Consider the following 14,733-nt stretch of genomic DNA (forward strand, 5'->3'; position numbering starts at 1 on the left):
TCACGCTTCGCTCCTGGGAGACCTTCCGTGCACAGAGCCCGACCCCGCCCCCGTATCCGCGCCAACAGCCGTGCCGTTGCCGCCCTCGCCCTCTCCACCGCCGCCCTCACCGCCCTCACCGCCTGCGGCGCCGCGCCCGAGGAGAAGGCCGAGACCGGCGCGAACGGCGTGAAGTCCGCCGAGGCCACCTCGGTCGCCGACTTCGGCGGGCTGGAGAATCTGGTCGCCGCCGCCGAGAAGGAGGGCGAGCTCAACGTGATCGCCCTGCCGCCGGACTGGGCGAACTACGGCGAGATCATCAAGAGCTTCCAGGCCAAGTACAAGATCAAGATCAAGAGCGAGAACCCGGACGGCTCCAGCTCCGACGAGATAGCCGCCGTCAAGTCCCGCAAGGGCCAGAAGCGCGCCCCCGACGTCCTCGACCTCGGTATCGCCTTCGCCCGCAGCGGCGCGGCCGAGAACCTCTTCGCCCCGTACAAGGTCGAGTCCTGGGACAAGATCCCCGACAGCCAGAAGGACGCGGACGGCCGCTGGTACAACGACTACGGCGGCTACGTCTCCATCGGCTGCGACGCCGCCCGCATCAAGACCTGCCCCGAGACCTTCGCCGACCTGCTGAAGCCCGAGTACAAGGGCAAGGTCGCCCTCAACGGCAACCCGACCAAGTCCGGCTCCGCCTTCGGCGGGGTGTACGCGGCGTCCCTGGCCAACCAGGGGTCGTTCGGGGACATCCAGCCCGGCATCGACTTCTTCGGCAAGCTGAAGAAGAGCGGCAACTTCACCCCCGTCGAGTCCACCCCGGCCACCGTGGAGAAGGGCGAGACGCCGATCAGCATCGACTGGGACTACCTGAACGCCGGGTACGCCGACCAGTTCAAGGGCAAGGGCGTCGACTGGAAGGTCTCCGTACCCTCCGACGGCGTGTACGCCCAGTTCTACTCGCAGGCCGTCAACAAGGACGCCCCGCACCCGGCGGCCGCCCGCCTCTGGATGGAGTACCTGTACAGCGCCGAGGGCCAGAACCTCTGGCTCAAGGGGTACGCCCGCCCGGTGCTGCTGCCCGCCATGACCGAGGACGGCACGGTCGACAAGACCTTCGTCACCAAGCTCCCCCAGGTCGAGGGCGCCCCGTCCTTCCCCTCCTCCGACGAGCTGGACCAGGCCAACGCCACGCTCTCCGAGAACTGGGACAAGGCCGTCTCCTGATGACTCCCGCCCACCCGTCCGCCGCCCCGGGACCCGGGGCGGCCCCGGTGAGGGCCGGCGGCCGTACGCGCCGCCGCCGGCCGCCCCGCGCCTGGCTCGGCGCGCTCCCGCTGCTCGTCTTCGCCGGGCTCTGCTTCGGACTGCCCGCCGGCGCCCTGCTGTACGGGGCGCTCACCCGCACCGACCCGGTCGCCGGCACCACCGAGTTCACCGCTGAGCACCTGACGCGCTCGCTCCAGGGGCCCTACCTCACCTCGCTCACCGGGAGCGTCGAACTCTCCGCGCTGACCGCCGCCATCGCCACCGTCTGCGGCGTGCTGATCGCCCAGGCCGTCGTCGTCTCCCGGCGCGGCGCCCTGCGCGGGGCCGTGCTCACCGCCTCCGGGGTGCTCGCCAACTTCGGCGGCATCCCGCTCGCCTTCGCCTTCGTCGCCACCCTCGGCATCTCCGGCGTGGTCACGCAGCTCGGGCACCTGGACGCGCTCGGCTGGAACCTCTACTCCTTCACCGGACTCACCGTCATCTACCTCTACTTCCTCATCCCGCTCATGGTGATCGTCGTCGTCCCGGCGCTGGACGGGCTGCGCCCCCAGTGGCGCGAGGCCGCCCGGAACAACGGCGCCACCACCTGGCAGTTCTGGCGGTACGTCGGCCTGCCGGTGCTCGCGCCCTCGCTGCTCGGCGGGTTCGTCCTGCTCTTCGGCAGCGCCTTCGCCGCGCACGCCACGGCCGCCGCCCTCGTCGGCGGCTCCGTACCGCTGGTCACCCTGAAGATCGCCGACGCGCTCTCCGGGAACGTCCTGGTCGGCCAGGAGAACGTGGCGCTGGCGCTGAGCCTCGACATGATCGTGATCGCCGGACTGGTGATGGCGGTCTACCTGCCCCTCCAGCGACGGAGCTCCCGATGGCTGCACTGACCACCGCCGCCTCCCCGGCTTCCACCGCCACGGTGAAGGCGGCCCGCCCCCGCCCGCGCTACTGGCGCGGTGCCGTACTGGCCGTCGCCGGGCTGTACTTCGTCACCCCGCTGCTCTCCTCGTTCGTCTTCACCGTCCACGTGCCGAACCAGGGCCTCACCTTCGAGGCGTACAGCGGCATCCTGTCGGCCGACGGCTTCACCGAGAGCCTCTTCCTCTCGCTCTCGCTCGCCGCCGCCACGATCGCGCTGGCCCTGCTGCTCGTCGTCCCCGCGCTCGTCGCGGTGCGGCTCGGGCCGCCCCGGCTGCGGGCCGTCGTCGAGATCGTCTGCATGATGCCGCTGGTGGTGCCGCCGATCGCCCTGGTCACCGGCATCGCCACCGTGCTGCGCTGGGGCCCGGACCACTTCTCGCGCACCCCGCTCTACCAGACCTTCCTGGCCGTGCAGAACGAGTCGTTCCCGGTGGTGCTGGTGCTGGCCTACACCGTGCTGGCGCTGCCCTTCGTGCACCGCTCGCTGGACGCGGGGCTGCGCGCGGTCGACGTGCCCACGCTGGTGGAGGCGGCCCGCAACTGCGGGGCGAGCCGGTCGCAGGTGATCGTGAGCGTGATCCTGCCCAACCTGCGCTCCTCGCTCGCCGGGGCCTCCTTCCTCACCCTGGCGCTGGTGCTCGGCGAGTACACGGTGGCCTCGCTGCTGGGCTTCAGGCCCTTCGCGGTGTGGATCGTCACCGTCTCCGGCGCCGAGGCCCGGATGTCGGTCGCCGTCTCCCTGCTCTCCCTGCTCATCACCTGGGTCCTGCTGCTCGTCCTCTCACGCGCCGGAACCGGGTCCTCCGCCGCCGCGGTCCCGGCCGCCGGGGCTTCCGGCGCGGCCCTGGCCGCCGGGCCTTCCGCCGCTGCGGCCGCCGGGCCCGCCGCCGCCCCGGCCGCCCCCGCCAGCGTCCCGGCCGCCGCCCCCACCCCCGTACCCGGCAAGGAGTAGCCATCCATGTCAGCCCTGCCAGCCCCGCCCACCGCCACCACCGCCGCCGGACGCCCCGAGCCGGCCAGGACCGCCGCGCCGCACGGGCGGGCCGCCACCACCGGAGCCCGGGTGGAGTTCCGCTCCCTGCGCCGGGCGTTCGGCCCCACCGTGGCCCTCGACGGACTCGACCTCACCGCCGAACCGGGCGAACTCCTCGCCCTGCTGGGCCCCTCCGGCTGCGGCAAGACCACCGCGCTGCGGGTCCTCGCCGGGTTCGAGCAGCCGGACTCCGGCGAGGTCCTGGTCGACGGCGACGACATCACCCCGGTCCCCGCCCACCGGCGCGACGCCGGGATGGTCTTCCAGTCCTACAGCCTCTTCCCGCACCTCGACGCCCGCGACAACGTGGCCTTCGGCCCCCGCATGCGGGGCGTGGCCACCGCCGAGCGGCACGCCACCGCGGACGAACTCCTCGAACTCGTCGGACTGCCCGCCCACGGAGACCGCTTCCCGCACCAGATGTCCGGCGGCCAGCAGCAGCGCGTCGCCCTGGCCCGCGCGCTCGCCCTGCGCCCCCGGGTCCTCCTCCTGGACGAGCCGCTCTCGGCACTCGATGCCAAGGTCCGGCTCACGCTCCGCGAGGAGATCCGCCGCCTCCAGCTGTCGCTCGGGATCACCACCATCTTCGTCACCCACGACCAGGAGGAAGCCCTCTCCATGGCCGACCGGGTCGCCGTCCTCAACGCGGGCCGCCTGGAGCAGTGCGCGCCCCCGGCCGAGCTGTACGAGCGCCCCGCGACCCCGTTCGTCGCCGAGTTCGTCGGCACCATGAACCGGGTGCCGGGCCGGCTGACCGGAGACGGTTCGGTCGAGGTCGCGGGCGCCACCCTCCCGGTCGACGGGGACGTCCCGGCGGGCCGGGGCCCGGCCGACGTCCTCATCCGCCCCGAGAGCATCGGCGTCACCGCCGACGCGGACGGCACGGCCACGGTCGTCTCCGCCTCCTTCCTCGGCTCGGTCACCCGGGTCCTGCTCGACCTGCCCGACGGCGTCGCGGTCAAGGCCGACCTCCCCTCCCGGGACGCCACAAGGCTCGCTCCCGGCGTACGGGTCCGGGTCACCCCGGTCCGGCGCCCGGTGCTGGTCGTGCCCGTACGGGAGACGGCGGCGGAAGCCGAGACCACGGGCGACAGGGTGGACGCGTGAGGGCCGCCCCCGCCGCCGTCCTCTTCGACATGGACGGCACCCTGGTCGACACCGAGGTGCTGTGGTGGGAGACGGCCCGGGAGGTGGCGGCCGGGCTCGGCCACCGGCTGGGCGACGCCGACGCGCCGGAGGTCGTGGGCCGGGCCGTCACCGACACCGCCGCTCATCTGATCGCGGTGACGGGGGGCGACTCCGCGACCCTCCCCGGCACCGCCGCCGAGCTGACCGACTCCTTCTTCCGGAAGGTCGACGCGGGCGCCCCGCTGCGCCCCGGAGCCGCCGCGCTGCTGGCCTCGCTGGAAGGCGCCGGAGTGCCGTTCGCCCTGGTGAGCGCCTCGCCCAGGAGGGTGGTGGACGCGGTGGTGGCGGGGTCGCTGGCGGGGGTGGACTTCGCCTTCACGCTCTCGGCCGACGACACCGTACGGACCAAGCCGCACCCCGATCCGTACCGGGCGGCGGCCGAGCGGTTCGCGGCCGACCCCGCCGCCTGTGTGGCGGTGGAGGACTCCCCGGACGGCACCGCCTCCGCCGACGCCGCGGGGTGCGCGGTGCTGGTGGTCCCGTCGCTGCTGCCGGTCGCCCCGGGGCGGGGCCGGACGTTCGCCCGTAGCCTGGAGGAAGTGGACCTCGGGGTGCTGGGGGAGTGCCTGAGGTGTCCGAATCCTGAAATCCGGGGTCTGAAACCAGCGTGATTCACGCCACCCTTGATCGGAGGTCCGCTCAGATGAGCGATATGGCGGTGGTTGCACTTCTGGAAGGCCTGGCACTCAGTGCCACGTAACAGCCTTCGGGAAGTGTACTCAGATGCGGGCATGCCCGCTCACATGAGATCCTAGGGTCAAGAACTGGCCATGCCGCCTTCAAGGGCTGAAGGGAGAGCCGCACCCCGCTCAGCGCCGAGTTCCTTTAGATCTGCTGGCGGACAGGTGGTTGCGGCCGCATGACGGCCAAGTGGACGTACCCATACACCTTCGATCTGGGTATGTTCCTGCCCGTCAGGGCAGCCACCGCGTCCTCGAGGAGTCGAGACCCGTGTCGGAAAACAAAGATCCCCAGAAGTTCGTCTACGACTTCACCGAGGGCAACAAGGATCTGAAGGATCTTCTGGGCGGCAAGGGCGCCAACCTCGCCGAGATGACCAACCTCGGGTTGCCCGTCCCTCCGGGCTTCACCATCACCACCGAGGCGTGCAAGGTCTACCTGGAGAGCGGGCAGGCGCCGAAGGCGCTGCGCGACGAGGTGAGTGCGCACCTCGCCGCGCTGGAGGCGCGGATGGGCAAGCGGCTCGGCCAGGCCGACGACCCGCTGCTGGTCTCCGTCCGCTCGGGCGCCAAGTTCTCCATGCCCGGCATGATGGACACGGTCCTCAACATCGGCCTCTCCGACGCCTCGGTGGCCGGCCTCGCCACCCAGTCCGGCGACGAGCGCTTCGCCTGGGACTCCTACCGGCGCCTCATCCAGATGTTCGGCAAGACCGTCCTCGGCGTTGACGGCGACCTCTTCGAGGAGGCCCTGGAGGACGCCAAGGCGGCCAAGAAGGTCAGCGTCGACACCGACCTGGCCGCGGCCGACCTCAAGAAGCTGGTCAAGCAGTTCAAGAAGATCGTCCAGGACCAGGCCGGACGCGAGTTCCCGCAGAACGCGCGGGAGCAGATGGACCTCGCCATAAACGCGGTCTTCGACTCGTGGAACACCGACCGCGCCAAGCTCTACCGCCGCCAGGAGCGCATCCCCGGCGACCTCGGCACGGCCGTCAACGTCTGTTCGATGGTCTTCGGCAACCTCGGCCCCGACTCCGGTACGGGCGTCGCCTTCACCCGCGACCCGGCCAGCGGCCACCAGGGCGTCTACGGCGACTACCTCCAGAACGCGCAGGGCGAGGACGTCGTCGCCGGTATCCGCAACACGGTGCCGCTCGCCGACCTGGAGTCGATCGACAAGAAGTCCTACGACCAGCTCATGCAGATCATGGAGACGCTGGAGAACCACTACAAGGACCTCTGCGACATCGAGTTCACCATCGAGCGCGGCCAGCTCTGGATGCTCCAGACCCGGGTCGGCAAGCGCACCGCCGGTGCCGCCTTCCGGATCGCCACCCAGCTCGTGGACCAGGGGCTGATCGACGAGGCCGAGGCCCTCCAGCGCGTCAACGGCGCCCAGCTCGCCCAGCTGATGTTCCCGCGCTTCGACGACGAGGCGAAGACCGAGCTGCTCGGCCGGGGCATCGCCGCCTCGCCGGGCGCCGCCGTCGGCAAGGCCGTCTTCGACTCGTACACCGCGATCAAGTGGTCCCGCTCCGGCGAGAAGGTCATCCTGATCCGCCGCGAGACCAACCCCGACGACCTCGAGGGCATGATCGCCGCCGAGGGCATCCTCACCTCGCGCGGCGGCAAGACCTCGCACGCGGCGGTCGTGGCGCGCGGCATGGGCAAGACCTGTGTCTGCGGCGCCGAGGACCTGGAGGTCGACACCAAGCGCCGCCGGATGACGGTCGGCGGCAAGGTGATCGAGGAGGGCGACCTCGTCTCGATCGACGGCTCCACCGGCAAGGTCTACCTGGGCGAGGTACCCGTCGTACCGTCGCCGGTCGTCGAATACTTCGAGGGCCGGATGCACGCGGGCGCCGACGACGCCGACGAGCTGGTCGCCGCCGTGCACCGGATCATGGCGTACGCGGACCGGGTGCGCCGGCTGCGGGTGCGGGCCAACGCGGACAACGCCGAGGACGCCCTGCGGGCCCGCCGCTTCGGCGCCCAGGGCATCGGCCTGTGCCGCACCGAGCACATGTTCCTCGGCGAGCGCCGCGAGCTGGTCGAGAAGCTGATCCTGGCGGACACCGACGACGAGCGCGAGAGTGCGCTCGCCGCGCTCCTGCCGCTCCAGAAGGCCGACTTCATCGAGCTGTTCGAGTCGATGGACGGGCTGCCCGTCACCGTACGGCTGCTCGACCCGCCGCTGCACGAGTTCCTCCCCGACATCACCGAGCTGTCGGTGCGCGTCGCGCTCGCGGAGTCCCGCAAGGACGCCAACGAGAACGACCTGCGCCTCCTCCAGGCGGTCCACAAGCTGCACGAGCAGAACCCGATGCTGGGGCTGCGCGGGGTGCGCCTCGGGCTCGTCATCCCCGGCCTGTTCGCCATGCAGGTGCGGGCCATCGCGGAGGCGGCCGCCCAGCGCAAGAACGCCAAGGGCGACCCGCGCCCCGAGATCATGATCCCGCTCGTGGGCACGGTCCAGGAGCTGGAGATCGTCCGCGAGGAGGCCGACCGGGTCATCGCCGAGGTCCAGGCCGCCACCGGCACCGACCTCAAGCTGACCATCGGCACCATGATCGAGCTGCCGCGCGCCGCGCTGACGGCCGGCCAGATCGCCGAGGCCGCCCAGTTCTTCTCGTTCGGCACCAACGACCTGACCCAGACGGTGTGGGGCTTCTCCCGCGACGACGTGGAGGCCTCGTTCTTCACCGCGTACCTGGAGAAGGGCATCTTCGGGGTCTCCCCGTTCGAGACGATCGACAAGGACGGCGTCGGCTCGCTCGTGCGCAGCGCCGTGGAGGCCGGCCGAGCCACCCGCCCGGACCTCAAGCTCGGCGTCTGCGGTGAGCACGGCGGCGATCCGGAGTCGGTGCACTTCTTCCACGAGGTGGGCCTGGACTACGTCTCCTGCTCGCCGTTCCGTATCCCGGTGGCCCGGCTGGAGGCGGGCCGGGCGGCGGCCCAGTCGCGGGGCAGCGACAGCCGCTGAGGCGGCGGACATGACCAACTCCGGGGATTTATAAGGGAATTGGGCCGGGTCCCTCACCGGTCCACCACCTTGACGAGATCCCCGGAACACTCGAGAAGCGGCGGCACCCTGTGCGGGGGTGCCGCCGCTTCGCCTTGCCCGCGGGATATGTGCCGTACATCTCCCGGAGCGGAAGCGGCGCGGAACCGGAGCGGAATGTGTGCTACCGATGTGTCGTAGCGCACATTGCTTCGTTTAATGCGCAAAGAAGTATGGGTGACCGTCCGGTGGAACCAGGGTGCGGTCCATGGATCCCCACCCATGGACCGCACCCGGCTTACCCCCGTCGGGTACGGAGCCGCACCGCCGCCCGCCGCCGCCGAACACACAAAGCCCCCCACGGCCTTCACGTGCTCATCCGGCGGGCACCGGATGCGTACCCGACGTCGTACAGCTTTTCGGGTGAAGTGGAGTGGGGCGAGGCGTTTCACTTCTGGCCGAAACCCCGTGGTGACCTCCTGTGACGGTCCGCATACCCTTTGGTGGGGGCAATTGCGGGTGCAACAGGTGGGGGAGCAGTGCTGCGTATCCATGTGTCCAGGCTGGACCTTTCGCGGGTGCGGATGGCCACGCGACCGGACGCGATGTGGGAAACGATTCTCAGCTTTCACCGGCTGAGGGACCGACGTGCTTCCACGGTGTTCGGGAAATGGCGGACGGAAACGCGGGCCCGGCTGAATGGTGAGGCGCAACTGCTGGCGGCGGTCGTCCCGCCCCGCGGATATTTCCCCGATTTCCTGACGCCCTCGCAGGAGGGCGCGGAGCCTTACGGGCTCGACGTGGGAATGGAGGCCCTGCGCGACACCCCCGCCGACCGCATCCGCCGCGAGCTGGACCTGATGACGGCCGGCCGGCGGCGGCAGCGGGGCGGACGGGGGCCCGCGGGCCCGGACACCGGCGCCGGGCGCCTCGCGGCCGCGCTGCCCGCCGCGCTCTCCGAGGGCCGCGCCGAACCGCTCGCCCGGCTCATCGGCGCCCTGCGCGGCTACCACGACGCCGCCGTCGAGCCGTACTGGCCGCACATCCGGGCCAGTGTCGAGGCCGACCGGGCCGTGCGGGGCCGCGCGCTGCTGGACGGCGGGGCCGACGGGCTGCTGGCCACCCTGCCGCCGATGATCCGGTGGCGGGCGCCCGTGCTGGAGGCGGACTACCCCGTCGACCGCGACCTGCACCTCGACGGGCGCGGGCTGCTGCTCCAGCCCTCGTTCTTCTGCCGGGGCACCCCCGTCGTCTACCGCGACCCGTCGCTGCCGCCCGTGCTCGTCTACCCGGTCACCCACCCGGGCGCCCCGGAGTTCGCCGAGCCCGGACCCTGGCTCGGCCGGCTCGTCGGCCACACCCGCTCGGCGGTCCTTCAGTCCATAGGCAGCGGCTGCACGACGAGCGAACTGGCCCGCCGCGCCGGGGTGTCGCTCGCCTCGGCGAGCCAGCACGCCTCCGTCCTGCGCGAGGCGGGCCTGGTCCTCACCCTGCGCCACGGCAGCTCGGTGCTCCACACGCTGACCCCGCTGGGCGGCTCGCTGCTGCGGGGCGGCGCGCCGATGGCCCTGTCCTGACCTGACCGGCCCCGCCGCCCGGAACCCGTGGGAATCCGTTCGCGGTACGGCGATGAGTTCCGGGCGGCCCCGCCGTCTACCCCTTCGAAGGCGCTGGACGGGACCACCGCGGCGCACGACGGGACAGAGGAAGAGGCACCCACCATGGCTCAGATGATCTTCGTGAACCTGCCGGTGAAGGACCTGGAGACCACCAAGGACTTCTTCGGGAAGCTCGGCTTCTCGACCAACCCGCAGTTCAGCGACGACAAGGCCGCGTGTCTGGTCATCAGCGACACGATCTTCGCCATGCTGCTGACCGAGCCGCGCTTCAAGGAGTTCACCAAGAAGGACATCGCCGACGCCTCGAGGACGACCGAGGTCATCCTCGCGCTCAGCGCCGACAGCCGCGAGAAGGTCGACGAGCTCGTCGACGCGGCGCTGGCGGCCGGCGGGTCCCCGGCGGGCGAGACGCAGGACATGGGCTTCATGTACGGCCGCTCGTTCCAGGACCCCGACCACCACATCTGGGAGGTCATGTGGATGGACCCGGCCGCCGTCGAGGGCCAGGGCTGAACCCGGGAGGCCCGAGCTGCGCCCGGGGACGTGACGCCGGGGCCGCACCCCGCGACGTACGGACGATCAGGGCCGGTACGGGGCGACCGCACCGGCCCAGGAGCGTACGGGGCGCGCGCGGGGGGCGTCAGCTGCGGAACGGCCCCGTCACCTCGTACGTGATGCCGCCGGAGGAGCTGCCGCTGGTGCCGCGCTGCGAGGAGAAGTAGAGCCGCTTGCCGTCCGGAGAGAACGCCGGACCGGTGATCTCCGAGGAGGACTGGCCGGTGATCCGCAGGAACGGGGCCACCGTGTCGTCCGGCGTGATCAGGCAGATCTCCATGTTTCCGCCGTCCTCCGCCACGTACAGGTCGCCGGAGCCGGCCCGGGTGACGTTGTCGACGCCGGTCAGCGGGGCCGCGCCGCCCGTCACCAGCGAGTCGTCGTACGTCAGGGAGATCGACGAGGTGTTCGCGTCGTACGCCCACACGCGGTTGTCGCCCTTGGTGGTGAACCAGCAGGTGCCCGCCGCGTAGAAGCAGCCCTCGCCGCCGTTGAAGACCTTGGCGCCGGAGACCTGGTGGCGGGTCTGGGTGGAGGAGGCGGCCGGGTCCGGCACGTTGGCCCAGGTCACCGGCCCGGACGTGCCCGTACCGGCCACCAGGACCTGGAGCGTGCCGCTCGACAGGTTGCCCCAGGTGGTGGGCCGGAAGCGGTAGAAGCGGCCGTCGGTCTCGTCCTCGGTGAGGTAGATGTAGCCGTGGTCGGGGTCGGCCGCCGCCGCCTCGTGCTTGAACCGGCCGAGCGCCGGCCGCTGCACGGCCGCGTTCACACCCCACGGGTCGGTCTCGTAGACGTACCCCCGGGTGACCTCCTCGCAGGAGAGCCAGGTCTTCCACGGGGTGGAGCCGCCCGCGCAGTTGATGTTCGTGCCGGACAGGATGCGGTACGCGGACGTCACCGTGCCCGAGGAGTCGAACCGCACGGCGCTCGCCCCGCCGCCGCTGCCGGCGGAGACCTCGGCGTTGGATACGTAGATCCAGCCCGAGCCGTCGGCGTAGGTCGCACCGCCGTCGGGGGCGCTGTGCCACCGGTAGGAGGTGTTCGCCACGGCCTGCCCCGACCGGGCGATGACGCGGCTGGTGAAACCGCTCGGCAGCTGGATGCCGTTGCCGTTGGCCGCCTGGAGCGCGCCGTACGGGCCGGGGGCCGGCTGGGCGGGTCCGGCGAAGGCGGCGCCCCGCCACAGGGTGCCGCCGAAGGCCGCCGCCGAGGTGCCGACCACCGCCGTGCGCAAGAAGGTCCGACGTTCCACGATCACTCCACGGATGAGTGAGGGCCCGCCGCTCCGGACGGACCGGCGGGTCGCGCGTCAGGACTGTAGGAGTACGCAGTTGACGGGGCGTCAACCACGGGTGAACGGGGCACGGCCGGAGCCGGACCGGCTTGCTCCACCACGCGCCGGAACTACCCCACCCGCACCGGATACACCGGCACCGAGACCTCCTCGTCGTCCAGGCACGCCCCCGTCGCCAGGTCGAAGCGCTGCTTCAGCAGCGGCGAGGCCACGAACGGCCGCCCCTCCGCCGAGCCGAGCAGCCCGCGCGAGAGGACGTACGCCCCGGTGAACGGGTCCCGGTTGCCGATCGCGTGCACCGCCCCCGACCGGTCCATGAACAGGGCCGCCTGCCCGCCGTCCGGCAGCAGCACCGCCGCGCCCCGCCCGGGGCTCAGCCGGTCCAGGTCGCAGACGGTGAGCCAGCCTCCGGCGTGGGCGACCCGGACGGCGGTCGGAGCGGTGCTCAGTGTGGTGGTCATCAGGACGGGATCCCTTCAAGGGTGCGGACGGGGAGGACGGGACCGGCGAGCAGCTCCAGATCGGGTTTGATCTGGTCCCGCTCCGGGACGAACCTCACCGAGGGGTCGGGGGCGTCGGGGGCGTTGACGAAGGACACGAAGCGCCCCAGCCGCTCCGGGTCGTCCAGGGTCTCGGCCCACTCGTCGCGGTAGCCGGTCACATGGTCGGCCATCAGCCTCTCCAGCTCGTCGCAGAGCCCCAGCGAGTCGTGGACGACGACGTCCCGTACGTGCTCCAGGCCGCCGTCGATCCGCTCCAGCCAGGCCGAGGTGCGCTCCAGGCGGTCCGCCGTACGGATGTAGAACATCAGGAACCGGTCGATCAGCCGCACCAGTTCGGTGTCCGAGAGATCCTGCGCCAGCAGGTCGGCGTGGCGCGGGGTGGCCCCGCCGTTGCCGCCGACGTAGAGGTTCCAGCCGCCGGCGGTGGCGATGACCCCGAAGTCCTTGCCCCGGGCCTCCGCGCACTCCCGGGCGCAGCCGGAGACCGCCGACTTCAGCTTGTGCGGGGCGCGCAGGCCCCGGTAGCGCAGCTCCAGGTCGATCGCCATCCGTACGGAGTCCTGCACGCCGTAGCGGCACCAGGTCTGCCCCACACAGGACTTGACCGTGCGCAGCGACTTGCCGTACGCGTGCCCGGACTCGAAGCCCGCGTCCACCAGTCGCGCCCAGATGACCGGGAGCTGGTCGACCCGGGCGCCGAAGAGGTCGATGCGCTGGCCGCCGGTGATCTTCGTGTAGAGGCCGAAGTCGCGGGCGACCTCACCGATCACGATGAGCTTCTCCGGGGTGATCTCACCGCCCGGGATGCGCGGCACGACCGAATAGGAGCCGTTGCGCTGGAGGTTGGCCAGGAGGTGGTCGTTGGTGTCCTGGAGGGCGGCCTGCTCCCCGTCCAGTACGTAGCCGCTGGCGCCGAGGGTCGGGGCGAGCGAGGCGATGACCGAGCCCACCGTCGGCTTGCACACCTCGCAGCCCTCCCCGCCGCGCGCCTCCTCGCGGCCGTGCGAGTCGAGCAGCGCGGTGAAGGAGGTGACGCCCAGGGCCTGGACGATCTCGTACAACTCGCTGCGGCTGTAGGCGAAGCAGCCGCACAGGCCGGTGTCCTGGCTCTGCGGCAGCAGCTGCCCGATCACCTTGAGGCAGCTGCCGCACCCCGTCCCCGCCCGGGTGCACTTCTTCACCTCGGGCAGGGTGGTGTGCTCGCAGAGGGCGCCCTTGGTCACGTTGTGGCAGGAGCAGACGACGGCGTCGTCCGGGAGCGAGGAGGGCCCCAGCACCACCGGCCCGCCCGCCCCCGCCGGCAGCACCAGCTGCTCGGGGGCGACCGGCAGGACGCTGCCCGTCATCGGCCGCAGAGTCCCGTAGGCGTCGGCGTCCCCGACCAGCACCCCGCCCAGCAGGGTGCCGTCCGCCCCGATGACCAGCTTCTTGTAGATCCCGGCGCGGGAGTCGGCGTACACCACGTCGAGCGAGCCCTCCGTTGCCCCGTGCGCGTCACCGAACGAGGCCACGTCCACGCCGAGCAGCTTGAGCTTGGTCGACAGGTCCGCCCCGGTGAACCCGGCCTGCCCGCCGACCAGCACCTCGGCCACGGTCTGGGCCATCTCGTAGCCGGGCGCCACCAGACCGTAGACCCGCCCGTCCGCGGCGAGCGCGCACTCGCCGATCGCGAAGACGGCGGGGTCGGAGGTCCGGCACTCCTCGTCCACCACGATCCCGCCGCGCTCCCCGACCGCCAGCCCGCACTCCCGGGCCAGCTGGTCGCGCGGGCGCACGCCCGCCGAGAACACGACGAGGTCGACGCCGAGCGAGGACCCGTCCGAGAGCGCCATCCCGTTCACCGCCCCGTCCTCGCCCACGGTGACCTCCCGCGTACCGACCCCGGTGTGGACGCTCAGGCCCATCTCCTCGATGGTGCGCAGCAGCGCGGCGCCCCCGCCCTCGTCCACCTGGACCGGCATCAGCCGGGGCGCGAACTCCACGACATGGGTGCGCAGTCCCAGCCCCTTGAGCGCCCCGGCCGCCTCCAGGCCGAGCAGCCCGCCCCCGACCACCGCGCCGGTGCGCGCCCCCTTGGCGTACTCCTCGATCGCGAGCAGGTCCTCGATCGTCCGGTACACGAAACAGCCCAGGGCGTCCTTCCCCGGCACCGGCGGCACGAAGGGGTACGAACCCGTCGCCAGGACCAGCGTGTCGTACGGGAACACCGCCCCGGACCGCGCGGTCACCGTCCGGCCCTCGCGGTCGATGTGCTCGGCCGGGTCCCCGACGTACAGCTCGATACCGTGCCGCTCCATGAACTCCGGCTCGACGACGGAGAGTTCCTCGGGCGACCGGCCGGCGAAGTACGAGGTGAGCCGTACGCGGTCGTAGGCGGGCCGGGGCTCCTCGCAGAGCACGACGACCCGGGCGCGCCCGGCCGCCGGGGTCAGCCCCCGCGCCGCCAGGGACTCCAGGAACCGCTGACCGACCATGCCGTGCCCGACGAGGACGAAGGTGGGGACGGAGCCGCCGGCCGTGGTGGGGGAGGGGGTGGTCGGGATCGTGGGTTCCGGCATTTCGGTGGCCTCCGTCGTCGGTGGGCAGGTGGAGCGGGGACAGGGCGGGGCGGGTAGCGGTTCGTCGTCCCGGCAGGTGTGGTCCGGGGCCCTCCGACCGCGCCGAGGCGGCCCGGGAGCCGGTGGACGGTTCCCGGGAGCCGGT

The 14,733-nt window shown here is 72.0% G+C and carries 10 protein-coding genes and 1 pseudogene; 8 read left to right on the top strand and 3 right to left on the bottom strand.

Going from position 1 to position 14,733, the window contains the following annotated elements; translation table 11 throughout:
• Positions 1 to 27: 27 nt before the first annotated feature.
• The 8 genes from AB0917_RS13620 to AB0917_RS13655 all read left to right on the top strand — a co-directional run bounded on the left by AB0917_RS13620 (position 28) and on the right by AB0917_RS13655 (position 10,191).
• Positions 28 to 1,206 carry an extracellular solute-binding protein gene (locus AB0917_RS13620; protein WP_366819684.1) on the top strand — a complete coding sequence of 393 codons (1,179 nt, stop codon included), beginning with the start codon at positions 28 to 30 and terminating at the stop codon, positions 1,204 to 1,206.
• A complete protein-coding gene (locus AB0917_RS13625) occupies positions 1,206 to 2,123 on the top strand; it encodes an ABC transporter permease subunit (protein WP_366819685.1) in 918 nt (305 codons plus the stop codon). The genes AB0917_RS13620 and AB0917_RS13625 overlap by 1 nt, the downstream gene beginning before the upstream one ends.
• Positions 2,111 to 3,109 carry an ABC transporter permease subunit gene (locus AB0917_RS13630; RefSeq protein ID WP_366819687.1) on the top strand — a complete coding sequence of 333 codons (999 nt, stop codon included), beginning with the start codon at positions 2,111 to 2,113 and terminating at the stop codon, positions 3,107 to 3,109. The genes AB0917_RS13625 and AB0917_RS13630 overlap by 13 nt, the downstream gene beginning before the upstream one ends.
• A gap of 6 nt (positions 3,110 to 3,115) precedes the next feature.
• Positions 3,116 to 4,297 carry an ABC transporter ATP-binding protein gene (locus AB0917_RS13635; RefSeq protein WP_366819688.1) on the top strand — a complete coding sequence of 394 codons (1,182 nt, stop codon included), beginning with the start codon at positions 3,116 to 3,118 and terminating at the stop codon, positions 4,295 to 4,297.
• Positions 4,294 to 4,989, top strand: a complete 696-nt coding sequence (locus AB0917_RS13640) for an HAD family phosphatase (RefSeq protein WP_366819689.1) — start codon at positions 4,294 to 4,296, stop codon at positions 4,987 to 4,989. The genes AB0917_RS13635 and AB0917_RS13640 overlap by 4 nt, the downstream gene beginning before the upstream one ends.
• Before the next feature lie 340 nt (positions 4,990 to 5,329).
• Positions 5,330 to 8,041, top strand: coding sequence for a pyruvate, phosphate dikinase (gene ppdK / locus AB0917_RS13645; protein WP_366819690.1), 2,712 nt, complete (start codon positions 5,330 to 5,332; stop codon positions 8,039 to 8,041).
• Positions 8,042 to 8,598: 557 nt separating this feature from the next.
• On the top strand, positions 8,599 to 9,636 hold the full coding sequence (locus AB0917_RS13650) for a winged helix-turn-helix domain-containing protein (RefSeq protein ID WP_366819691.1): 1,038 nt from the start codon (positions 8,599 to 8,601) through the stop codon (positions 9,634 to 9,636).
• Between the two features lie 144 nt (positions 9,637 to 9,780).
• Positions 9,781 to 10,191 (top strand): VOC family protein, encoded by a 411-nt coding sequence (locus AB0917_RS13655; protein WP_366819693.1) that lies wholly within the window; start codon positions 9,781 to 9,783, stop codon positions 10,189 to 10,191.
• Positions 10,192 to 10,318: 127 nt separating this feature from the next.
• Here the strand turns inward: AB0917_RS13655 and AB0917_RS13660 are convergent, their stop codons facing one another.
• The 3 genes and pseudogenes from AB0917_RS13660 to nirB all read right to left on the bottom strand — a co-directional run.
• Positions 10,319 to 11,485: an alkaline phosphatase PhoX gene (locus AB0917_RS13660; RefSeq protein ID WP_366819694.1), complete on the bottom strand. Its 1,167-nt coding sequence runs from the start codon at positions 11,483 to 11,485 to the stop codon at positions 10,319 to 10,321.
• A 152-nt stretch (positions 11,486 to 11,637) separates the two neighbouring features.
• Positions 11,638 to 11,988: a nitrite reductase small subunit NirD gene (gene nirD, locus AB0917_RS13665; RefSeq protein ID WP_366819695.1), complete on the bottom strand. Its 351-nt coding sequence runs from the start codon at positions 11,986 to 11,988 to the stop codon at positions 11,638 to 11,640.
• Positions 11,988 to 14,588: pseudogene (gene nirB / locus AB0917_RS13670) on the bottom strand (nitrite reductase large subunit NirB); the annotation flags it as partial. The gene nirD and the pseudogene nirB, both read right to left, overlap by 1 nt.
• Positions 14,589 to 14,733 lie beyond the last annotated feature (145 nt).

It is taken from the genome of Streptomyces sp. NPDC007346, from assembly GCF_040703535.1.
GTDB lineage: Bacteria > Actinomycetota > Actinomycetes > Streptomycetales > Streptomycetaceae > Streptomyces.